Source organism: Proteus sp. G2673, assembly GCF_009915125.1.
Taxonomy (GTDB): Bacteria; Pseudomonadota; Gammaproteobacteria; order Enterobacterales; family Enterobacteriaceae; genus Proteus; species Proteus penneri.
Genome location: NZ_JAABLT010000014.1, coordinates 49,163 through 72,019 on the forward strand (window position 1 = coordinate 49,163; position 22,857 = coordinate 72,019).

Annotated in this window: 18 protein-coding genes; 7 read left to right on the forward strand and 11 right to left on the reverse strand. The window is 37.0% G+C overall.

Annotated features, from left to right (window positions below):
- Positions 1–10 precede the first annotated feature (10 nt).
- Entirely contained in the window at positions 11–3,058 is a 3,048-nt protein-coding gene (gene fdnG / locus GWI59_RS07165; protein WP_115065714.1) for a formate dehydrogenase-N subunit alpha, read from the reverse strand.
- A 179-nt stretch (positions 3,059–3,237) separates the two neighbouring features.
- Here fdnG and fdhD point away from each other — a divergent pair, with 179 nt between their 5' ends.
- Positions 3,238–4,068, forward strand: a complete 831-nt coding sequence (gene fdhD, locus GWI59_RS07170) for a formate dehydrogenase accessory sulfurtransferase FdhD (RefSeq protein ID WP_006534304.1) — start codon at positions 3,238–3,240, stop codon at positions 4,066–4,068.
- 74 nt (positions 4,069–4,142) lie between these two features.
- On the opposite strand, the gene GWI59_RS07175 is transcribed toward fdhD, so the two are convergent.
- Positions 4,143–5,006: an ATP-grasp fold amidoligase family protein gene (locus GWI59_RS07175; RefSeq protein WP_109398984.1), complete on the reverse strand. Its 864-nt coding sequence runs from the start codon at positions 5,004–5,006 to the stop codon at positions 4,143–4,145.
- A 253-nt stretch (positions 5,007–5,259) separates the two neighbouring features.
- Positions 5,260–5,796, reverse strand: coding sequence for a UmoA family flagellar biogenesis regulator (gene umoA, locus GWI59_RS07180; RefSeq protein WP_006534301.1), 537 nt, complete (start codon positions 5,794–5,796; stop codon positions 5,260–5,262).
- A gap of 200 nt (positions 5,797–5,996) precedes the next feature.
- Here umoA and GWI59_RS07185 point away from each other — a divergent pair, with 200 nt between their 5' ends.
- From GWI59_RS07185 to GWI59_RS07210, 6 genes are all read left to right on the forward strand, one after another.
- Entirely contained in the window at positions 5,997–6,965 is a 969-nt protein-coding gene (locus GWI59_RS07185; protein WP_109848236.1) for a nitrilase family protein, read from the forward strand.
- A 156-nt stretch (positions 6,966–7,121) separates the two neighbouring features.
- Positions 7,122–8,009 (forward strand): LysR family transcriptional regulator, encoded by an 888-nt coding sequence (locus GWI59_RS07190; RefSeq protein ID WP_161706960.1) that lies wholly within the window; start codon positions 7,122–7,124, stop codon positions 8,007–8,009.
- A 422-nt stretch (positions 8,010–8,431) separates the two neighbouring features.
- Positions 8,432–9,220, forward strand: coding sequence for a Slam-dependent surface lipoprotein (locus GWI59_RS07195; protein WP_161724346.1), 789 nt, complete (start codon positions 8,432–8,434; stop codon positions 9,218–9,220).
- Positions 9,221–9,405: 185 nt separating this feature from the next.
- Positions 9,406–10,770 (forward strand): surface lipoprotein assembly modifier, encoded by a 1,365-nt coding sequence (locus GWI59_RS07200; protein WP_161724348.1) that lies wholly within the window; start codon positions 9,406–9,408, stop codon positions 10,768–10,770.
- A gap of 41 nt (positions 10,771–10,811) precedes the next feature.
- Positions 10,812–13,859: a TonB-dependent receptor domain-containing protein gene (locus GWI59_RS07205; protein WP_161724350.1), complete on the forward strand. Its 3,048-nt coding sequence runs from the start codon at positions 10,812–10,814 to the stop codon at positions 13,857–13,859.
- A gap of 28 nt (positions 13,860–13,887) precedes the next feature.
- The gene (locus tag GWI59_RS07210) at positions 13,888–14,682 is read left to right on the forward strand and encodes an energy transducer TonB (protein WP_006534289.1); all 795 of its coding nucleotides are present in this window, start codon (positions 13,888–13,890) and stop codon (positions 14,680–14,682) included.
- Between the two features lie 61 nt (positions 14,683–14,743).
- Here the strand turns inward: GWI59_RS07210 and GWI59_RS07215 are convergent, their stop codons facing one another.
- From GWI59_RS07215 to rnpA, 8 genes are all read right to left on the reverse strand, one after another.
- The gene (locus tag GWI59_RS07215; RefSeq protein ID WP_193524914.1) at positions 14,744–16,708 is read right to left on the reverse strand and encodes a hypothetical protein; all 1,965 of its coding nucleotides are present in this window, start codon (positions 16,706–16,708) and stop codon (positions 14,744–14,746) included.
- Between the two features lie 23 nt (positions 16,709–16,731).
- Positions 16,732–17,664 (reverse strand): metallophosphoesterase, encoded by a 933-nt coding sequence (locus GWI59_RS07220; protein WP_161724352.1) that lies wholly within the window; start codon positions 17,662–17,664, stop codon positions 16,732–16,734.
- A 181-nt stretch (positions 17,665–17,845) separates the two neighbouring features.
- Positions 17,846–18,310, reverse strand: coding sequence for a DUF1097 domain-containing protein (locus GWI59_RS07225; protein ID WP_006534283.1), 465 nt, complete (start codon positions 18,308–18,310; stop codon positions 17,846–17,848).
- Positions 18,311–18,718: 408 nt separating this feature from the next.
- Positions 18,719–18,976 carry a helix-turn-helix domain-containing protein gene (locus GWI59_RS07235; protein ID WP_072064722.1) on the reverse strand — a complete coding sequence of 86 codons (258 nt, stop codon included), beginning with the start codon at positions 18,974–18,976 and terminating at the stop codon, positions 18,719–18,721.
- A 148-nt stretch (positions 18,977–19,124) separates the two neighbouring features.
- On the reverse strand, positions 19,125–20,489 hold the full coding sequence (gene mnmE, locus GWI59_RS07240) for a tRNA uridine-5-carboxymethylaminomethyl(34) synthesis GTPase MnmE (RefSeq protein WP_006534279.1): 1,365 nt from the start codon (positions 20,487–20,489) through the stop codon (positions 19,125–19,127).
- Between the two features lie 130 nt (positions 20,490–20,619).
- Positions 20,620–22,260, reverse strand: coding sequence for a membrane protein insertase YidC (gene yidC / locus GWI59_RS07245; RefSeq protein ID WP_072064719.1), 1,641 nt, complete (start codon positions 22,258–22,260; stop codon positions 20,620–20,622).
- 2 nt (positions 22,261–22,262) lie between these two features.
- Positions 22,263–22,523, reverse strand: a complete 261-nt coding sequence (yidD, locus tag GWI59_RS07250; protein WP_072064717.1) for a membrane protein insertion efficiency factor YidD — start codon at positions 22,521–22,523, stop codon at positions 22,263–22,265.
- Positions 22,487–22,846, reverse strand: a complete 360-nt coding sequence (rnpA, locus tag GWI59_RS07255; protein WP_071788569.1) for a ribonuclease P protein component — start codon at positions 22,844–22,846, stop codon at positions 22,487–22,489. Before rnpA ends, yidD begins: the two co-directional genes overlap by 37 nt.
- Positions 22,847–22,857: the final 11 nt, after the last annotated feature.

A 22,857-nucleotide genomic window follows, 5' to 3' on the forward strand; every position in this document is an offset into this window, starting at 1 on the left:
ATTTATCTCCTTACACCTTTTCCACATTAACAAGGAACGCTTTAAACTCTGGCGTTTGTGTATTCGCATCACCAACGAATGGCGTTAACGTATTCGCAATAAAGCCTTTCACAGCAACACCTTCAAAGCCCCAGTGAATAGGAATACCAATGGTATCCACTTTGCGCCCATCAACATCAAGGGTTTTAATACGTTTAGTGACAACCGCTTTCGCTTTGATATAACCACGTTTTGAGCTGACTTTAACGGTATCGCCTTGAACAATGCCTTTCTCTGCGGCTAAACGCTCACCAATTTCAATAAATTGTTGTGGCTGAATAATCGCATTTAAGCGCGCGTGTTTAGTCCAGAAGTGGAAATGTTCTGTCAGACGATAAGTTGTACCGACATAGGGGAAATCTTCTGCTTTACCCATATCTTCCCAGTCATCTTTAAAGATACGCGCCGCTGGGTTTGAAACGACATTTGGATGCAGTGGGTTAGTACCCAATGGTGTTTCAATTGGCTCATAGTGCTCAGGGAATGGACCTTCTGCCATCTTATCGATAGCAAACAGACGTCCCATACCTTCCGGCTGCATAATAAATGGACCAACATCAGAACCCGGTGCAGCGTTGCTATAGTCAGGTACATCAATACCCGTCCATTTGCTGCCATCCCATTCGATTAATTTACGTTTAGGATCCCATGGTTGACCTTGTGGGTCTGCTGATGCGCGGTTATAAATAATGCGACGGTTAAGAGGCCATGCCCATGCCCAACCTAATGTATTACCCAATCCTGATGGATCGGAGTTATCACGGTTAGCCATTTGGTTGCCTTTCTCTGTCCAACTACCTGCGAAGATCCAACAGCCACTCGCCGTTGTACCATCATCACGTAACTGAGCAAACGAGCTAAGCAGTTGACCTTTTTTCAGAATGATATTGCCATCAGCATCTTTTAAGTCGACTAATGCTTTACCATTACTTTCTTGTGCAACTTCTGCGGATGTTGGATTATCAGGATCAAAGTAATCCCAAGTCATATTCAACACCTGCTCTGGCATCGCACCGCCTTCTTCTTTGTAGAGTTGGCGTAAACGATGGAAAATACCCGATAAAATCTCAGCATCAGGGATAGCCACACCAGGGGCATCACCCCCTTTCCAGTGCCATTGTAACCAGCGACCAGAGTTAACGATAGAACCGTCTTCTTCTGCGAAACAGGTTGTTGGCAGACGGAAGACTTCTGTCTGAATATCGGCTGTTTTAACGTCGTTCTCTTCACCGTGGTTCTGCCAGAAACACGCAGTTTCAGTGTTTAGCGGATCCATTGTGATAAGGAATTTCAGTTTTGATAATGAGCGAATAACTTTGTTCTTATTCGGGAATGAGGCAACAGGGTTAAAGCCTTGGCAGATATAGCCGTTGACTTCACCTTTATCCATCATATCGAAGTATTGTAGAACGTCGTAAGGTTTGTCCCACTTAGGTAACAGTGAGAAGCCCCAATCATTATCACGTTGAGCATTATCACCATAGAATGTCTTCATCATACTCACGAAGAATTTAGGATAATTGCCCCAGTAGTTAACTTGTCCCGGTACTGTCGCTTTTGGCGTATTCGCAGCTAAGTAGGTTTCTAATGTAGTCTGCTTTTCAGAAGGCAGAGTTAGATAGCCTGGTAAGCTTTGAGATAATAGACCGAGGTCAGTTAAGCCTTGAATATTAGAGTGACCACGTAGTGCGTTAACACCGCCACCAGCCATACCCATATTACCTAACAGTAATTGGATCATTGCCATGGTACGGATGTTTTGAGCACCAACAGTATGTTGAGTCCAGCCTAGTGCATACAGGAAAGAGGCTGTTTTATCTTTCGCTGCTGTTTCAGCAATATATTCACAGACTTTTAAGAAATCATCTTTTGGTGTACCACAAATCTGAGTAACCACATCAGGCGTGTAACGGCTAACGTGTTGTTTTAACAGATTCCAGACACAACGAGGATGTTGTAATGTGGTGTCGCGTTTTGCGAAACCATTTTCATCCATCTCGTAGTTCCAAGTGGTTTTATCGTATTTACGTTTTTCTGCATCATATCCGCTGAATAAACCATCATCAAAATGATAGTCTTCACGGACAATCAAGCTCGCATTGGTATAAGCCTCAACGTATTCTTTTTGATATTTCTTATTTTCGAGCAGATATAAGATAACGCCCGATAAGAACGTAATATCAGTACCAGAACGGATTGGCGTATAGAAATCCGCAACAGCCGCAGTACGGGTGAAGCGAGGATCAATAACAATGAGCTTGGCGTTATTATGGATTTTAGCTTCCATCGCCCAGCGGAATCCCACAGGATGTGCTTCTGCCGCATTACCGCCCATAACGACGATAAGGTTGGCATTTTTCATATCAACCCAGTGGTTGGTCATCGCACCGCGACCAAATGTTGGAGCAAGACTTGCTACCGTTGGTCCGTGTCAGACACGCGCTTGGTTATCGACAGCCAGCATCCCAAGAGCTCTTGAGAATTTCTGAGTTAAAAACCCAGTTTCATTGCTTGCTGCAGAGGCGCAAAGCATACCCGTTGTTAACCAACGGTTGACTTCTACACCTTCTTTATTGAATTTCTGGAAGTTGGCATCGCGGTCTTTTTTGATTAAGCGCGCAATACGATCAAACGTTTCTTCCCATGAGAGTTTTACCCATTTATCCGAGCCGGGTGCACGGTATTCTGGGTGTTTTAAACGACCTTCACTGTGAATGAAATCCACAAGACCAGCACCTTTAGGGCATAATGCACCGCGGTTTACTGGATGGTCTGAGTCACCTTCAATATGAAATATCGTTTCTTTTGCGTTTTTGGCGCCATCGCCCAGACTATACATTAATAGTCCACAACCGACAGAACAGTACGTACAGGTATTGCGGGTTTCGCGGGCTCTCAGTAATTTATACTGACGTGAGCCTGCTAGCGCAACTGCTGGTGCAAAACCAAGCGCTGCCGCTGTAGTACCTGCCATACCGCCAGCACAGATCTTAAAGAACTGTCTTCTGCTGACCTGCATGGGGTCTCTCCTCATCATACATTGCTTTTACTGACTCTAATTTTCTTCACGAAAATGGAGCTGATTGTTTTTTTATCCCTATTATCCCTAATAGGATCAGGTTCATTGCCTGATAGGTAGTGTAAAATCGTTTTTACCCGTATTGTTATTATGTATTAATAAATTTAGGAATTCATCTTATGGATGAAACAAAATCGACAAAATTGTTAACTAAACGTGTAATCGTTGGCGTAGATCAAACAATTGTGCAACACAAGGGATCTCTAAACAGACAAGAAGACGATTATATTGCACTCGAAGTTCCTGTTGCATTAGTGTACAACGGAATATCTCACGTCGTTATGATGGCGAGCCCTAAAAATTTAGAGTTGTTTGCTGTCGGATTTTCTTTATCCGAAGGCATTATAGAATCTTCTAATGAAATTCGCAGTATCGAAATTATGGAAAGTTGTAACGGCGGTATTGAAGTTCAAGTTGAATTATCAAGCCGACGTTTTATGGGATTAAAAGAGCGACGCCGTAATATGACGGGGCGCACTGGCTGTGGTATTTGTGGAACTGAACAACTAGAAGAGATTTTTCGACCTATTACTCCGTTACCTTTTACACAAACATTTTCACTTTCAAATCTTGATAAAGCCTTAGAGCAGATGACAACCGTTCAAGAAATTGGTGAATTAACTGGCTGTACTCATGCGGCTGTTTGGTTATCACCAGAGGGTGAAATGCAAGGGGGATGTGAAGACGTTGGTCGTCATGTTGCGCTTGATAAGCTTTTAGGTATGAAAGCTCAAGAAAAGTGGAATGAAGGCGCGGTATTAGTCTCTAGTCGAGCAAGCTATGAAATGGTACAGAAAGCCGCAATGTGTGGCGCAGAAATTTTATTTGCTGTTTCTGCAGCAACCTCTTTAGCGGTTGAAGTTGCTAATAAATACAATGTCACGCTGGTGGGTTTTTGTCGCCGCGGAAGAGCAACAGTATTTACTCATCCACAACGACTGACAGATTGACATCATAAAATGAAATTTTTAAAAATAGGTGTAATCGTTTTATGTAACGATTTACACCTATTTAATTTTCTCTTTTATGACCACAATGCACCTAATTTGTAATCCCATTCTTTAGGTTTGATGGGGATACGCCCTGCATTTGGGGTAAAGGTCATTTCGCTAAAGATAAGTCTATTTTCAGACATTAAAAAATCAACTCGACAATAATTAAAGCCATTTGCCAGTTTAGCGGCTAATTGCAACATGATTTCAAATTGCGTTGGTTTTTCAATAAGTTTGGGTGTGTTGGGATCTTCTAATGTGATGGGTTGTAACTGCCAATTTGTATCATACACATTTATATACCCATTCCCTTTGGTATCAGAAATATCAATTTCCGCATAATGAGGTTGACCATTAAAACAGTGAAGACGACAAGTCGTTGGTATCATTGGATTTTGTGTATCAAATAAATCAATATATTCTTCACAGATGATTTGAGCGTTGATGTTTTTATAGTGCCATTCACGGGTAACAGGATAGAGATTACGTTTTAAATGAAATTGCAGCTTTTTCTTTGCTTTTTCAATATCAAAAGTTGCTTTATCAAGGCAGATGATTGTACTACCGCTATCGTGATTACATTTGAGTACAAAACGTGAAGGAAGTTGAGTGATATCGATTTCATCAGGATGAGAATAGGTGTTAATGATAGGAACCAGATAGTGTGGACCAATCTTTTCTATCACATAATCTCTTACTTTGATTTTATCTGCTAAGCGCGTATAAATTGGATTTCTATCAAATAGCATACGTGCATTGATTTTTTCATTAAGTGATGTCGGTATTTTAAAGTTAGGTTGATAACCTAAGTTACGAATAAACTTATTCTTTAAATACACACGATCAGGCAATACGATAGTTCGAAACAGTTTGAAATAATATTCTATGATTTTCATAAGCTAATGATTATTTTAAATAGATAAGTGAAATAAAAACTAACTTTTCTTTGAATTAAATTTCTATAAAGAAATAACTAAATTAGATAGAAATTAAGAGAGTTATGCCAGTTATTGATATTCTTATCGTTTTTATTTGTATAAATTTAGAAAGTATTAATGTGAGTTAATATTCAAAGTATTTATTTTAATAAAAGAAAACGTGGCGACATTAAGAGAGAGTTAACAAAAGGGAATATTGATTAAGAATATATTAATTTGATGACCATTTAGTTATATGAATTGGCTTATCCCAATTATTAAAGCGTAATCCTTTGCCTGTTCTATTTCCGTGAGCATCTAATATCTCATAGTACTCTTCAACAATTTGGCTACGACCTCGTTGCCATTCATTGGTTGTTGCAAAAGGATCAATTAAATAGATATCACCCACAACAGTATATAACTCACCTAAATAGCGAATTTTTTTCGTACTACTATTTGAATAATGAGAAAACATGATTTGGTAGGTTTTATAATGTTCTGGCTGACCATAAGGGCCATACTTCATTGCAATATAACGAATACCTTGATGATCAGAATGGCTTGCCCCCCCCGGAACAGGCATATCTGGCGTGATATTAAAAAGGGTATATCGAGAGGTTGCGGCTGGTTGTCTTAATGCTTGTCGATAACTTTGTGTATTTAATCCTGAAGCTGTCCATGTTCTATCCACTAAGCCATCTCCTGCCAAACAGGAAGCGGATAATCCTAATAATGAAAGAATTATAAATAGGGACTTAGCAGACATAAATACTCCTTTATTGCCATTATGATGCCAGAAAATAAGGTGCTTATTCCGTGAAATAGAGCGATAGAACCTTGTCATTTCTTGCTGTTATCTTAATTTCATTCCAAAGAGTTATCGGAAGTAGCGAATAAGTGATTATCTTTTAAGCAATAAATACGTTTTTATATTGAAGAGATATATGGCTTAACAGGTGAAAACGTATGAACACATCTAAAACATTACGCGTTGCTACAGTGCAGTTTCAACATAAAGCAAACGACAAAATTTATAATTTAGCGAAAATTCATCAGTTTATAGATAAAGCAGCGACTGAAAAGGTGAATGTATTAGTGTTTCCTGAAATGTGTATTACAGGATATTGGCACGTTCCTAAATTATCAGACCAATCAGTGTATGCATTAAGTGAACGAGTCTCTGACAGTGGATCTTTAGCGTTAATAAAACAAAAAGCGATAACGCATCAAATGGCGATAGGTGTCGGACTTATTGAGCGAGCAGAAGACAATACACTCTATAATACATGGGTTGTTTGTATGCCTGATGGCTCTTTGCATAAACATCGGAAATTACATGCCTTCGAACATCCGATCATCAAAAGTGGTGAGCAATATACCGTATTCGAAACCCCTTGGGGGGTTAAAATGGGCGTATTAATTTGCTGGGATAATAACTTGGTCGAAAATGCACGAGCTAATGCATTGTTAGGTGCCGATATTTTACTCGCTCCTCATCAAACGGGTGGAACAAATTCACGTAGCCCACATAGTATGAAGCCTATTCCCATGACGCTTTGGGAAAATAGACATCAAGATCCTCAATCATTACAAGAGGCATTTCAAGGTGAGCATGGAAGAGGTTGGCTAATGCGTTGGTTACCTGCAAGAGCGCATGATAACGGTATGTTTGTGTTATTTAGTAATGGTGTTGGTCGTGATGAAGAAGAGGTTCGTACTGGGAATGCAATGATCATTGACCCTTATGGGCGCGTAGTAAAAGAGAGCAAAGCGATTAATGATGATATGGTGATTGCAGATCTTGACCTCACATTATTAGAAAACTCTACAGGAAGACGCTGGCTAACAGGACGAAGACCTGAACTTTATTCGATATTAACGACAAAATTTGGAAATGAACAAGATCCTATTTCGGTTCGATTTGGTAAAGCGTAATTTAATAAAAAAACAGCTTTCATTTTGTGAGCTGTTTTTGTTTAGCTAAAGAGTAATTTATTTACTTCGCTTATTAATATATTGGTTATTAATTTTATTTATTTATTTTATGTTAGAATAATAAAAAGAAAAATAAGATAGGATCAATAATTAGTCATGGATACCCGTTTATTACATGCTTTTGTTGTTTTAGCTGAAACAGAACATTTTGGTGAAGCTTCATCAAAGCTTTTTATTAGCCAACCCGCACTGACAAAACAGATAAAAACACTGGAGTCTCAGTTAGGTATCACACTTTTTCAGCGTGGACGCCATGGTGCAAAATTAACACCTGAAGGACAGTATTTACTGAGTCAATCTCAATCAGTTTTAAGAGAGGCTCGCGTTCTAGAAAAACAAGCTCGCCAATTAAGTGAACCCCAAAAAGCAGAGCTTTATGCAGGATTTGGTTTGTCCTCATTAAATTTTATTACCCCATTATTGGCAAAATTTAATCACGCTCATCCTGATATTACTGTTCATATCGATGATATGCCTTCTAGCATGATGGAAAATAAATTACGTTTAGGAGAACTCGATCTCGCATTTTCACGCTTACCTGTTACAGAACCCCTCAAAGGGATTTCATTAGCACAAGAGCGATTGATGTTAGCTATTCCAACACAAAACATTATGGTGTTAGAGATTGAAGATGATCCATTACACTATTTTAATATACTTGGGCTTATTCAACTGGTTCCAGAAAAAGGAAAAAAACTACATCAACAAATTAATGATTTTTTAAAATATCATCAAATTAAACCTCGTGTATTACAGCAATCACAAGATATCCAAACACAATTAGCGTTAGTTGCTGCTGGATTAGGGATGGCATTGGTACCTAAAAATGCAGAGCTTATTTGTGACAAACAAAAAGTCACTTTATTGCCACTGTCTGGTTTGTATACACAATGGGAAATAGGTGTTATTTGGAATAATAATATTCATAATAAAGATCGTGATATTTTTATAAAAATAATTCATGAGGAAATAAATAAATTATAATGAATGAAAACTGTTTTTAATTTTAGAAATGATTATATTACTAATATATAACTTATAATAAAGCTAAAACACCTAATAAATAATAATTGTTTTTAAAAGAAATAAAGATAAATAATTGCGAGTTTGTTCACAAAAATAAACATGAAATATTTATTGGTTTTTTATGTGTTTAAATAAAAAAATAAAGTAAATCATTTAATTAACTTAATCACCATAATATAAATAAGGCTAATTGAAAATCAGTTTATTAAAATAAGTTATTTACAATGACAGAGATTTATTTAATATTAACCACGCCCGAAACAGCAAGCTTTATATTCGAAAGTGAAGCTGTAAAGATAGAATATTAATATCTCTGTAAGTGGCTACTTATTATTTATAATAAGTAGCCACACCCTCAAACTAATAATAAGGAAGTTATTATGAAAAAACGTAATGAATTAGTCTGCGCATTATTTATATTAATGGGGACTCATGCTGTACAAGCTGAAATTCATTCTAATCAAAGTGGTTCATTAAATACCATGAAAGTCGGGGCAAGTGACCCTATCCAACGTGGTGATCATCAAATGTCTGGTGGAGAGCCAGGTGTGGGTATTAGTACCGTAGGAGGTGGGAAAAAAATTGGTTTTGCTTCGTTGACATCACCCAGAATGAGTGGTGGAGCGGATAGTCATGGTGTTTATACAATCCAATCTAATCACCAACATAGTGATATGGGTGTTTTTCACTTTGCTAAAATCACTAATGCTAATGTCTATTTTGGTGACTGGGCAAAAACAACATCAGCAACAGATGCAACACATCAAACCTATTATATCGGTAAAGATGTGACAACCACACTACCGACAGATAGCGCCACTTATACGGTAATGGGTATCAGTAAATATAACGGTAGTAACCAACTTTCTGGTACGTTTGATGTTGATTTTTCTCAAAAGAAAATTGAAGGTTCATTGAAGAATGAGCAGCGTACTGTTGAGTTAGAAGGTGGAAATCTTTATACCGCAAATAACCAAGTAACGTTTTCTGCAGATGCAAAAGAGGATACAACATCAGGGGTTGTTGAAGGTGCCTTTTTTGGCGAAAATGCCGAAGTGTTAGCAGGTATTGTGGTATTTAGTTCGGATCACACAAAAGATATCGGTTTTGGTGGTACGAAAAATAGTAGTGAAAGTGAAGAAATAACAGCAAGCACGGATGCTTCTTAATTTTTTCAAAAAATAATATTATAAATTTGTTTGGTAATACAATCGGTTAATTCTTTAAAAAGTGGTATTAGTGGTCATTAAGCTAAATGTTAGCAACAGATAATCAGGTATAGGGTTATCTGTTTTTTTTTATCAAAAATAAACTGATCTTAAGGAATAGGTCGATTTTTATTATAAGGATATACATGCGTTATTATCAAAAACGAATGAAGTTGTTTTTTATTATCAGTGTGTTATTTATTCCATTAAAAGTAAATGCCAAAGAAAATAATTCTGTTTTATTCTCCTATTCTTCACCTCAACACCAAGTTGCCCAAATAGGCCAACAACTTTATCGCGCTTTACAGCAACAGCAGTGGAAAAAGGCCGAAGAACTATTACTGGACTATCAACAATTACCTTTCCATGAAACACTCTTAATTGATTATGCTAAAGCGCTTTTAGCCCAAACAAAAGGCAATTTTTTACAAGCTGAGTTTTATTATCAGCAGCAACTTAAACAAAAAGCTGATTTTATCCCAGCACAAACAGGGTTAATACAGCTTTATTTTCATTTGCGAGAATATAAAAAAGCACAGCAACAACTCGATCAGTTGAGTAGTATTGTTGATTTACCAAAAGATATTAGTCAATCCATTGAGTTTTATAAGGTTAAATTAGCCGCTTATTTTCAAGGTCAACGTTTCTATCAACTTAGCTTCTTTTATAACGATAATATTAACCATGCACCTGATATAGCTGAAAAAGTGGTCTCTCAATCCACGCAAAGAAAAGTGACTTTAAGAAGTGCAAAACCCATTGTATCAACGGGTCTTACTCATTATTTTTCTTTTTATCAGCCTGTTATCATTTATTCTCACCATACTTTTTCTTCTTATACTTATGCACGATATATAGATTATCACTCTCACCGTCGTGCTAACTTTTTGGCATTATATACACAGCTGGGTTATCGCTATCAAAAATCGCAATATCAATGGTCAATGACTCCTTATTACGAAATAAAAAAACCACAAGCTCAATATGAATATCAAGCATGGGGAAGTGAAGCGCAATTTTCTTATTTTATTAATAAAAAGCAAACTATTAATTTAAGTTTGGATTATAAAATAAAAAAATATCAAGAAGCGTTAAATAATTTAAATAGTCGGCGACTTAGTTATAGTACTAACCATAACTATTATTTTAATAATAGAATACAGTTAGTTAATCAATTAAATTATCAGTTAGATCGTAAAAAAAATACTTTATTAAATTATCAGCTGTATGGTATAAAAACTGGCGTTTATTATCCTTTGTCAGTGAATTGGCATATATCTCTTTTTTTACAGTATCAATTTAAATACTTTAATAACTATAACCCTTTATTAAAAAAGAGAAGAAAAGATAATAGTATTGTTTTTACAACCAATATTAAAAATAAATCATCTTTTATTTTAGGGTTTTATCCCGCAATAGAATTTCGTTATACCCGAAGATTAAGCAATGTGGATTGGTTATATCAATATCAGCAACACGAAGTGTTATTTAAATTAGAAAAACAGTTTTAATTAAATAAATCACTTCTTTTATTAATTGAATAGGTAAAACAATGCATATAATGCTTTTTAGAAAGCGAAAAATTGTTTCAATCTTCGTTTCTCTATCGCTATTTTCTCCGTGCTTTTATCTGCAAGCCAAAGAAGATAAAACTGATCTTGGTCATATTCAAATTTCTGATAATAAAGAAAAAGATACGCAAGGTTATTCACAAGTTTATGAGAAAGATGTCTCTAATGTTTATTTAGGCAAAGAGCTATTAGAGCGTTATCAAGGTATTTCTCCAGCTGATTTACTAAAAAGCGCCATTGGGGTTTATAGTGGTGAAGCGCGTAATGGTGGGGCGCTTGATCCGAATATTCGGGGTATTCAAGGGCAAGGACGTATTCCTGTTACGGTGGATGGTACAGAGCAGGCAATTACTGTTTATCGAGGTTATAGTGGTGCCTCTAATCGTAACTATATTGATTCTAATTTGATTAGTAGTATCTATATTGAAAAAGGTCCCTCATTAACTCCAGATATGAAAACAGGCATTGGTGGCGGTATTGCGATTAAAACCCTAGATATTCGTGATATTGTGCCTATTGGTGACTCTTTTGGTATTAATTTTAAAGGGGATATTAGTAATAACTCTACACGGTATAAAGAAGTTTATTTAAATATGCTTGGAGATTACCGTAATCAGCCTTATTTTTATCATTATGGTTCAAGAGTTATTGATCCTGCGTTAGAAATCACACCACAAAAAAATAAAGATTGGCATTTTCATGATCATTCATTTCGCCTAGGCATTGGGTTTGAAAAAGAAAAATTTAATTTATTATTTGCTTATGCACTGCGAGAAAAAGGCAATTATTTAGCAGGAAAAAGAAATACAAAAGCTTATCTCGAAACCGATAATATGAAATCTATCCACTCAATTGATTATAAAGTAAGGTTAACACCTTATGTTCCTTTTATTGCTCATATTTATCGTCCTGGTAATGAAGTACCGAATACATCCAGCCGTAATCGTTCATTTTTAGTTAAAGGGACATTATTCCCTGAATCAACACACCGTTTTTCGATTAATTACCGATACACCGATTTACTGTTTGGCGATATTATGCCATTACGATTAGAGTGGGCTCGTTATGAAAAAAATTTAGTGACTCAATGGCCATTAGCAACGATTAATCAACAGACAGGTATATTAACTTATCAATATAAACCCGAAGATAAACAAACCGATTTATTATTAAGATTGTGGGGAAATTCAACCACAGGACATACCAATACTCGTGGTGGTGAACCTAGAGTATCTCGGCAAATTGATTATGATGAAAAATATTTATCTAAATGGGATACAAAAGTAGACACGCGTTTTATTGATACTGCCTCTCTTTATCAAGAGAATAACCGATATGGTATTGATTTATCTTCGATATTTAAATTATCACCGCAATTTTCTCTTTCATTTTCCAGTCATTATCAATTTGAAAAATTAGACAGTGATGAATTGGAATTACCTGCAGGTTTTGATTTTGTTACCTCCGGGCGAGCAGGACAACGTCATGAAATTAACTTAGCCCTTTCCACAGATTGGAAACCACTTTCTTGGTTAGCTATTACCGCGGGTGGTAAATATCACTATTATCATTTAACAGATACTTTTTTAAATAATAAGCGACGTAATAATGTAAAAGGTTATGAGAAATCTCCATCAATAAGAGGCTTTATTTTGCCTTATCGACGTACATTAACTGCGGATGAATATTTATTATATAAAGCTTACCATAGGGTGGATGTAGAAACGTTACCTGAAGAGCTTAAAAATTATCGACGTTATCCAGAAATAGATAAAAAAATGCGTAAGTTTTTACAATCTAAATTTGTTTATCCTGAATATGAAAATTTATCACCTGAAATAAAAGAAAAAATTATTAATCATCATAAAGTTAAAAAAACTCAAGTTCATATGATGCACGATGATTTTCTTCGTGATGAACAAGGAAATCTCAATATAGAATCTTCTCAAAAACGTCCTATGATCACGGAATATACCGTCATACTTTATGATAAAAATGGCGAATTATCTAAAAGTAAAAATATGTTCTTAAGTGGTTATGCTGATATCAATGAAAAAGTGCCCGATCCCATTACAGGTAAATTAGTTAATAAATATGAAATGGGTGTGACCAATCCAATCCCTATTTATCTTGATGATGATAAAGATAATTTTGCACCTGAGCCCAGTTATCAGCATGGGGCCTTTTCACCACTGGTGTCTGCAACGGTGTATGCCAACGAGATATTGCGTTTTTATGGCCGTTATACCGAGCAACTGCGTTTGCCTAATTTATTTGAAGACACTAGCGGATTTTCAGGCTCTAAAGCTCGTTATTATGGCTTTAAATTAAAACCAGAACGCGCCAAAAGTACAGAGTTTGGGGTTGTATTTGATTTGACCGATTGGCTTAATGTCGAGCGCCATGCCGATATTAAAATTAATTATTTTCATACCAATATCGAAAATGTGTTTGATAGAGATGCAACTTGGCAAATTAGGCAATTTGAAAAGCAAAAATTAGAGGGGCTGGAAGTTCAAGCGCGTTTTGATAACGGTTTTATTTTTATGGATACGGCTTTAGTTTATAGCCATAAAAATAAGGTATGCGATAAAAATGCCTTTAGTCACTACGATCCTTTTGGTTTCTTGGGAATTAAAGAGTGTATGACAGGGGGGTATCCGGGTGGTTTTTTACGTACTTCTATTCAACCTAAATATTCGGTTAATTTACATTTAGGTACCCGTTGGTTAGATAATAAGTTAGAGGTGGGCAGTCGCTGGCTCTATTCATCAGAAGTAGAAAATAAAGATGAAAAATGGCTAAAAGAAAAGTTACCAAGAGAAATGTACGGCAGAAATAATAATCCGATGCGTTGGGCAAAAGTCTTTACCGTCGATGCCTATATTAACTATCAATATAGCCCTAATTTATCGTTTGAAATAACAGGCAGTAATTTATTAAACGAATACTACATTGATCCTTTAACGCGATCAGGTATGCCTGCACCCGGAAGAACCTTCCGATTGGGTGTGACTGCACAATTTTAATTAAAAGAGAATTAAGGAGCTTTTTGTTATGTTGGCACTTTCTGTCAGGCAACCGCTTAATATTTATTACTGGCTAATAGCTATCTCGTTAGTTTATATCGCTATATTAAGTTGGCTGTTGCGTTCACTTTCTATGGCAGAAAGTGCACACCATATTCATCAGCAACAAGAAAATACATTATCTGTTTACCAAGTGGTATTTTCACCGCCCCAACAATCGACAGTCGTGCCTGAGCCTTTAGTGGAAACGGCACCTCAAGAAACTCCCATTGTGTTGCCAAATGCCGAAATAGGAGAGTTTGTTGAAGCACCAAAGAAAATACCTGAAAAGCCCAAAGAAAAACCGATACCTATAAAACCAGTTACACCAGTAAAAAAACAGGTCGTACAAGAAAAAGTAGAACCCATAAAACAGCGTGATTTAGAAAGCCAAGTAGCACAAATAACATCAGAAGCATCTGCAGAAAGCTTAACGCAACATACGGCAAGTTCGTTAGCAGGAAGAAGTCATGCACTAAGCGAGAAAGGCATCGGGCAAGGTGAATCTGACAATCACTATATAAGCTCATTGCGCCGAGAAATAGAGCGTCATAAACGTTATCCATCACAAGCGCGCCGCATGCAACATGAAGGTCAGGTAGTGGTGAGTTTTTCTCTCACCGCAGAAGGTGCTATTGCCATGGTTGAGATAGAAAACTCTTCAGGGATTTCTTCACTGGATAATGCAGCAATGGCTGCTGTAAAGCGAGTAAAACCGATAGGGCCTAAGCCTGAAAGCGTATTGAACCCGCTTATTGTTTCATTAGATTTTCAATTAAATTAATCTAGTAAATAAAACACCTAAGAGTGAATTTAGACTTAGGTGTTTTTATTAGAATTAATGGTTAAAACAGTACAGTAATATCTGCTAACACAGTGTTAGGTTTAGAAAAGTGCAAATAAAAATAAAGATTGGATGCGTTTTCTTGTGTGAATAAATAATCTAATTCAAGTTGATAAGTTCGAAAATAGGCTTTTTTATTTGTTACTGGATGATTAAGTAATGGTGTTATTTTATAAATGATATTGTCCTGATTTAGGCCAAGAGAAAAGGTATTTGAAGCAATTAATGTCCCTTTAAGGGCATTGCCCGTTCTCACAGAAACTGAAAGTGATTGTTCACTTTCAGCTGCGCACTGTAATAACACCTTCATTTTTTGCGAATTATTTGTTTTTCCAATCGTTTCTTCTGAAGGTAAGCAAAAATAGGCTTCTTGATTTAACAAAATACAGTTTTTACCCACCAGCATATCACTATACCCATATTGAGCTTTACTTAATTGCGTATCAAACCCATGATTTAAATCCAACTCATAGCTTTTTTGTCGTACAGGCAAGTGGTTTTTAGTTTCTAGTGTAAGAGAAGCATAACCGTCATAAAAACGGAATATAGGTGCAGATTCTGTTAACCAAGCGCCAGAATCATCATGGCATTGTTTACCATTATGTCGGCTTAAATAAAGGTTTACGCCATTAAAACAGTAACCAGGAATATTAAGATAAGACTTGTTCTCTCGGCGGCCTTGACCAATGGTAAAGCTATTATTGTTTACATCATCAAGCACCATATAGTGTAATGCGCCCCAAGGGGTATCAGAAATATAACGTACAGAAGGTAAAATTTGAGAGGGCGATAAATATGCTTTACTGCTATCTGGTGTAAAAAAAGTGTCTGTTTTTAATACATCACGACTATCCCCCGCGACACCATAACAGCCTTCATATTGAAAACTATCTGGTACTTTTTCAATACTTAAATAGTTGTGTTTAATACGAATAACAGCATCAATATGAGAATAGGTTTCGATACTTTGTAACATGGATGTTCGATGTAATATATCTTTGCCTATATCAAAGTAAGCTTTGTAATAGCTGATTTTAGGATCGGTATGGCTATAGTCATGTCCATATAACTCTAAGCTATTCCAGCGAGAAAATGGTGTGTTAAATTCGATTTCAAAACTCTTTTTTATCCAAGCCTGATAAAAAGATAATCCTGATGTGTAAATACCGGATAAAAAAACATTACTTTTATTATAATCATCTTTAAATATATTAGATGTTTGCCGATAAATGGCGGTATGAATTGCGCTATTAAATTTATCTACACTTTCTCTTAATGTTTTTAGATTACTTTTAAAGTAATCATCACTTAATTCAAGTTTATCTTTATTAGTGAGAATATCGTAATGCGCAGCAACAAAAAGGGCGCAACAATGACAATAAAAAGGTAAGCCTGCGGATTGCGCTAAATTTAAGACTAATGGTTGTTGAGAAACGATTGTCGTAATTACATCATCAAAACGGTTGAGTACTTGTTCCCGTAAATCTTTTTTTTGTTGTACAGAATAATGCATTGTAGGATCAAGATAACGAGCAAACGAATCAGAGAATAACTGATACACATCGGATATTCCCTCTGTGGTGAGTTTGATAATTTTAACATTATTATCAGCAATTTTAGCGTCAATAATACGAGAGACATGCTCGATAATTTGATTAGCTAGCGAGCTATCTTTCATATTTTTATTCATCATACCAAAGAGTGCAGAGGTGATTTTTGATAATGCACCACCGACAACCGGTATTAAACCAATAATATGTCCGATGACGGTTTGTCCTACAATAATGGGAGCATTGAGTGGATCTTGCTCATTAAATTTATCGACAATGGTCGGTAATACATTACTATTGCGGTTAATCATATCCAACATACCTTCTTGGAGTTTTTGGTAGTCGATACAGATTAATGGCTGTGTTGCAGGGAGTGATGAAGGACTAATGGCGACTTTTAATGGATTGAAATGCATAAAGAAAACTCCTTGTTTAATATTTAGTTCCATTGTTCGATTAATTGAGGCTGGCCAGATAATCCGTTATAAACAGCAATAGAAAGTTGCGAGCCATTAACTTCAACAGATAAGTAATCCCCTTTAAATAAAGCGCCACTGTTATAAACGGGAATATCACCAAAGATCTCACTACCACCGTAACGATTATCTTGTCCAACATAGTGTGTATGGCCAACAAAAACTGCTTTCACACCATAGTGCTCAATCATGTATTTAAAAAAGGAGAGTTCTTCTTGAGAGGAGTTTTCAGGAAAATGTTGGTTACCATCATGAAAATTTAAAATAATGGTTTTATTACGATTGCGAGCTTGGATTAAATCTTTTTCTAACCAATCAATGGAATCCGTGACATTGATTGTTGATGCAGCCCAATGGTCGAGTACTACGTGATAAGTAGGATAATTTTGTAATTGAACAAAATGGATTTCACCATAGTCCCACGAATAGGCTTTACTACCTGAATATTCACTACTATCGTACTGGAAATTTTCTGAGGTTGAATAATGACGGTATTCTTCAATACGATAATGCATATCAAACACCATGCCTCTGGCACAAGCATTCATACTGTAATCAGAATTACTCGGTTCTGAGCAATCACCGACATTATTTTGATAATCATGGTTACCTAAACCGACATAGGTATTAAATCCTAAGGGAGATGGGGCAAAAAGAGAGCGAAAACTTTCTCGTTGATGACGACGACCAAATTCCGTTAAGTCGCCGTTAATAATACCAAAAGCAAAAGATTTTTCGCGATGTAATAATTGTATGCTATCTCTGACTTTTCTAACTGTTGCCTCCCAACGAGTTTGATCGTCATTGGGATCATTATTATCTAAATTGAGTCTCCAAGGTTGAGGATCTGACATTACAATAATGTTGTAGTGTGTAGATTGTGTCGGGGTCGTCATAGCTATATTCCTTTTCGCGTTTTGTGTGAGATCTCCTTTTTGACGTAAATAGAAACGAACTACAATTTCAAAGTTTGTTAGTTATCTATGAGGGAAAGTAGAAAATATAAGGGAAAAAAGAAAGCGGTACTTTAAGAGGGAAAGTATCAAGTTACCGCTTTTTATTGGTTTGATAAATTAATTAAACTGCTTTTCTCTGTGATTTATTGGCAGCCCACAGTCCACTCATTTTCATTGCATAACCAAATAACACACCGACAATAAGTGAAGGAATAGTTTGTGTTAAATCACCTTGAGCAGCAAAAATGGTACAGGCGCCAATAAAGGTACCAGGAATATAGGCAAGCAGAGTGCTTTTAGCTTGAACGCACATTATAAAGGCAATCACACCCGTTACGGCATAGCCGAAAATAGATATATCATCAAACAGTTGGCTACCATAAATAATTACTAATGCCCAAATCACGCCACTCATAATTGTGGCAATTGTTACTGCTAACCCTTTTAATCCTTCTTTAGGGTAAGCAAAATAAGCTGTACAACCTAGAAAACCAGCCCAACTTAATAAATCAAATTGATTAGCTACAAATGCCCAAATGGCAGAAAGAATGCCTGTTGTCAGCGCAGTAAAATAAAGCGTTCTCACGATAGACTCTTAAATATAAAGGGGATATTTACCCAGTTAACTAAAGGCGAAGTTTAGCATTGTCATTGACTGGTTTTCTATATTTTGATCATGAAACATGATAATTTTAATACCTATTTTTTCTCTATCTAAAATCTATTTTTCTTTTTAAAAAAGGAAAAGATAAAGTAAACGATTGCGTTATTTACTCAATGAATAAATAAAAAATAACTAGATATATCGTCTGATATTTATTTTTAATCGTGTAATTAAAGAATGGTATTAAATAATATAAAAAGTAAAAGAAGATAAGTCATTCATTTTACTTTTCTTGAGAAAGTTTATTACCTAAGTTAAATGCGCACCCGAACTTTTTTTAGTAAAAATCCCCACATAGTATTCATTCATATATACATCAAGACTCGCCATTTACCACTCCTCTTTCCATTCACTTTTGTGTGCTAAATTATTTTTAGCATCTTTAGGGTGAATTTCCATCTCTAAATTTAGTGCAGAGAGCAGTTTGAAAAAGGTTTCTAGTTTGGTGGAATTAGGATTAAGTTCAAAATTGGACACGGTGTCTTGTCGAATTCCTACTTTTTTGGCGACTTTACTTTGAGATAGTTTTTTTGTTAATCGGACATCTTTTAGATGTACGCTGAGTTGATAGGCGTTAATTATAATCATCATCTTCTACCGGTTATAGGCGTTAATATCTAATATACCGGTTATAGCGTGTAGATCAAGGTCTAATGGTTATAGCGTGTAGATCTGATTTTACCTGCTATAACCGTTAAATTGAAAGTTACACGGTATAGCAGGTAATGTTGAGTTGTTATTTCCCAATACAGAAACTAGAGAAAATACGACCTAATAAATCATCTGAGGTAAATTCACCTGTAATTTCACTTAATGCTTGTTGAGCGAGTCTTAGCTCTTCTGCTAATAACTCACCTGATTTTGCATAAACCAGTTGCTCATGACCTTGCTGTAAATGTTCTGCTGCGGTATTTAATGCCTGTAAATGGCGACGACGAGCCAAGAAACCACCTTCAGTATTACTGTTAAAGCCCATCGCTTCTTTTAGGTGATCGCGCAGTAACTCGATACCCATACCATCACGAGCAGATAAGCGGATCATCGGGTAGTTTCCTTGTGCCGTGATCTCAGCATTTTCCCCTGTTAAATCTGATTTGTTACGAATAACAGTCACAGGCAAGGTGTTTGGTAAACGTGCCATAAATTCAGGCCAGATATCTTCAGGTGTTGTTGCATCGGTTGTGGTGCTGTCAACCATAAATAGCACTCTGTCTGCTTGCTCAATCTCTTTCCAAGCACGTTCAATACCAATGCGTTCAACTTCATCACTGGCTTCACGTAAGCCTGCTGTATCGATAATATGCAAAGGCATACCATCAATATGAATATGTTCACGCAATACATCGCGAGTTGTACCAGCAATATCCGTGACAATGGCCGCTTCTCTGCCAGCTAATGCATTTAATAGGCTTGATTTACCTGCATTAGGACGACCAGCGATAACCACTTTCATTCCCTCACGTAACAGGCTACCTTGGCGAGCTTGAGCACGAACATCATCTAATTCAGCAATAACAGCATTGAGTTTTCCTTCGATGATGCCGTCAGAAAGAAAATCAATCTCTTCATCAGGGAAATCAATAGCCGCTTCAACATAAATGCGTAAGTGAGTTAATGACTCTACCATCTCGTTAACATGAGAAGAAAATGCACCTTGTAATGAATTAATCGCTGAACGTGCTGCTTGTTCTGAGCTGGCATCAATTAAATCAGCAATCGCTTCTGCTTGTGCTAAATCGAGTTTGTCATTTAAAAATGCACGTTCAGAAAATTCTCCGGGATTTGCAATACGCACACCAGGAATTTGTAAAATACGTTTTAGTAATAAATCTAGAATAACGGGGCCGCCATGGCCTTGTAGTTCTAGTACATCTTCACCTGTAAATGAGTTCGGATTAGGGAAGAAAAGGGCGATACCCTGATCAAGTACTGAGTTGTCATCATTGCGAAATGGCAGGTAATCGGCATAACGAGGTTTAGGCAATTTGCCTAAAACGGTTTGCGCCACAAGGGCAGCTTTGGGGCCAGAAACGCGTAGGATACCAACACCGCCTCTTCCCGGAGGTGTGGCCTGAGCGACGATAGTATCAGTGCTATGCATGGTGTACTCGCTTAATCAGAATAATCATATCAATATAAAAAACAGAAGGCGGTCATTGTAGACCGCCTTCGCTATTTTATGTCACTTTCCTTTGAATGTAACCAAGGAAGAGGTTTTTCCTCATGTGACCTTATTTTTTGTCTCTACTGTGTAAGCCACGTTTTTCCAGACCGCGGTAAATTAACTGCTGCTGGATAATGGTCACTAAGTTACTGACGATATAGTACAGAACCAGACCTGATGGGAACCACAGGAAGAATACAGTAAACACAACCGGCATAAAGGTCATGATTTTTTGTTGCATCGGGTCAGTCACTGCAGTTGGAGACAGTTTCTGAATGATGAACATTGTCACACCCATTAATAATGGCAGGATGTAGTATGGATCTTGCGCAGACAAGTCTTGTATCCATAACATAAATGGCGCATGACGTAATTCAACTGAGCCCATCAGCATGTAGTACAAAGCAAGGAAGATTGGCATCTGGATAATCAGTGGTAAACAACCACCCAGAGGATTCACTTTCTCTTGTTTGTATAACGCCATCATTTCTTGGCTCATACGTTGTTTGTCATCACCAATACGTTCACGCAGTGCAGCCAGTTTGGGTTGCAGTAAACGCATTTTCGCCATGGAGGTGTACTGTGCTTTAGTCAGCGGGTACATGATACCACGAACGATAAAGGTGATCATGATGATGGAGAAGCCCCAGTTACCGATAAAGCTGTGAAGGAATTTCAGCAGTTTAAACAGTGGCTGAGAGATAAACCATAACCAACCGTAGTCTACAGACAGGTCTAAATGTGGCGCGATAGCGGACATTTCTGACTGAATTTCAGGACCAACCCATAATGTAGAGCTGATGTCAGCTGTGCTATTGGGTGCAATTGTCACCGGTGCTGATTTATAACCAATCAGAGCAATAGATTTGTTTTCCAAAGTGATAGTATAGAATTGATTATTCTGACTATCTTTAGAAGGAACCCATGCTGTTGCAAAGTACTGTTGTAACATTGCAACCCAGCCATTATTGGTGGTTAGAGATAAGTTTTTATCTTCGATATCACCAAAGCTGTATTTTTTATAGTTGGTTTCATCTGATGAGTATGCCGCACCACGATAAGTGTGTAGCGCAAAGTTGCTGCTACCAGTATCACGGCTTTCTGGCAATTTAACAGATTGTTTTAACTGACCGTAGAAGTTCATTGTCAGTGTTTTATCTGTTGTATTCTCAATTTTGTAATCAACGCTGATATCGTATTGACCTTTTTTCAGAATGAAGGTTTTGATGAATTTCACCCCTTCTTCATTCACAAAAGTCATAGGTACGCGTAATTCATCCTGATTTTCACCAAGTACGAATTCGTTTTTATCAGCACTATAAACTGGGCGAGATTTCTGATCTGGACCATCAGGGCCGATTAAGCCACTTTGAGCCTGATACAGGAATTGTGGTGTAGTTTCCAGTAAACGGAAAGGCGTAGTCGAATTAAGCTCGGCGGGATAGGCTAACAAATCAGCCTCATCGATAGTACCGCCCTGAGTATTGATACGAAGATCAAGTACGTCAGTTTTTACGGTAATCAATTTTGCCTGCTCATTGCTGTTACCAGTTACAGCAAGACTATCACTGCTTGGCACGTCCGCTTGTTGCGAGACCTGAGCGGTAGTGGTGGTGTTTTGTGAAACTTTATCACCCTCCCACTGCTGCCAGATCAGGAAAGAAACGAACAGCAAAGCGATGAATAGAAGATTGCGTTGCGAATCCATCGTTAATTTTCTCTGTTATCGTCGTTTTTTCTAGGTGGGACAGGATCATCACCACCTTCGTGTAAAGGGTGGCATTTTAATATGCGTTTCACTGTTAACCAACTACCTTTTATCATTCCAAACCTGCGCAATGCCTCAATTCCGTAATTAGAGCACGTAGGATTAAAACGACAACGAGGCCCCAACAGAGGACTAATCCCCAGTTGATAGCCCCTAATTAGCAAAATCAGGACTTTTGAGCCAAGCGACAATGACGACGCCATAATTTACCCAACACTTCCGTCAATTGATGGTTATCAAGTTCAGCAACCCCTTTTCTTACTAATAGCACAAAATCCATCGGCGGTAATTCATGCTGATGTAAACGAAAGTATTCACGGGCTAATCGTTTAATACGATTACGCTCATGAGCACGTTTAACGTTTTTCTTTGCGATTGTTAGACCGATGCGGGGATGCCCCAGCTCATTCTGGCGACCCAAAATAGTAACTTCTGGAGAACTCGCACGTTGTGGTTGCTGGAAAACAAAATTGAAATGCTTGGGAGTTAACAAACGTAACTCCCTTGGAAAAGCGAGCTTAACCACGGAATGGTTAG

Coding starts and splice junctions, on each gene's coding strand:
- fdhD (WP_006534304.1), top strand. CDS start 3,238: ATGGATGAAACAAAATCGACAAAATTGTTAACTAAACGTGTAATCGTT.
- GWI59_RS07175 (WP_109398984.1), bottom strand. CDS start 5,006: ATGAAAATCATAGAATATTATTTCAAACTGTTTCGAACTATCGTATTG.
- umoA (WP_006534301.1), bottom strand. CDS start 5,796: ATGTCTGCTAAGTCCCTATTTATAATTCTTTCATTATTAGGATTATCC.
- GWI59_RS07185 (WP_109848236.1), top strand. CDS start 5,997: ATGAACACATCTAAAACATTACGCGTTGCTACAGTGCAGTTTCAACAT.
- GWI59_RS07190 (WP_161706960.1), top strand. CDS start 7,122: ATGGATACCCGTTTATTACATGCTTTTGTTGTTTTAGCTGAAACAGAA.
- GWI59_RS07195 (WP_161724346.1), top strand. CDS start 8,432: ATGAAAAAACGTAATGAATTAGTCTGCGCATTATTTATATTAATGGGG.
- GWI59_RS07200 (WP_161724348.1), top strand. CDS start 9,406: ATGCGTTATTATCAAAAACGAATGAAGTTGTTTTTTATTATCAGTGTG.
- GWI59_RS07205 (WP_161724350.1), top strand. CDS start 10,812: ATGCATATAATGCTTTTTAGAAAGCGAAAAATTGTTTCAATCTTCGTT.
- GWI59_RS07210 (WP_006534289.1), top strand. CDS start 13,888: ATGTTGGCACTTTCTGTCAGGCAACCGCTTAATATTTATTACTGGCTA.
- GWI59_RS07215 (WP_193524914.1), bottom strand. CDS start 16,708: ATGCATTTCAATCCATTAAAAGTCGCCATTAGTCCTTCATCACTCCCT.
- GWI59_RS07220 (WP_161724352.1), bottom strand. CDS start 17,664: ATGACGACCCCGACACAATCTACACACTACAACATTATTGTAATGTCA.
- GWI59_RS07235 (WP_072064722.1), bottom strand. CDS start 18,976: ATGATTATAATTAACGCCTATCAACTCAGCGTACATCTAAAAGATGTC.
- mnmE (WP_006534279.1), bottom strand. CDS start 20,489: ATGCATAGCACTGATACTATCGTCGCTCAGGCCACACCTCCGGGAAGA.
- yidC (WP_072064719.1), bottom strand. CDS start 22,260: ATGGATTCGCAACGCAATCTTCTATTCATCGCTTTGCTGTTCGTTTCT.
- yidD (WP_072064717.1), bottom strand. CDS start 22,523: ATGGCGTCGTCATTGTCGCTTGGCTCAAAAGTCCTGATTTTGCTAATT.